Annotated in this window: 1 protein-coding gene; it reads right to left on the reverse strand. The window is 68.0% G+C overall.

Annotated elements, in window-relative coordinates:
• On the reverse strand, nucleotides 1–228 hold a 228-nt coding region (locus tag SB765_RS34660; protein ID WP_410933158.1), incomplete at both ends, for a DJ-1/PfpI family protein.

The following is a 228-nucleotide window of genomic DNA, read 5'->3' on the forward strand; positions in this document are numbered from 1 at the left end:
GTTTTTCCGCTTCCAGGCGCACCTGTGGATAACGCTCGGCGAAGGCCTGGGCCGAGGTCCAGTGGGTGGTGGCGCTGCGGCCATCGAGCAGGCCGCTTTCGGCCAGCAGGATCGAGCCCACGCAGACCCCGCCCAGGGTGGCTCCGGCGGCGTGCTGCTGGCGTAGCCAGTTCATCAGGGCGGGAGATGACTGATGGCTTGAGAAGCCCGCCTTCTCTGGCGGGCTTC

It is taken from the genome of Pseudomonas sp. SIMBA_067, assembly GCF_046534675.1.
Taxonomy (GTDB): Bacteria; Pseudomonadota; Gammaproteobacteria; order Pseudomonadales; family Pseudomonadaceae; genus Aquipseudomonas; species Aquipseudomonas putida.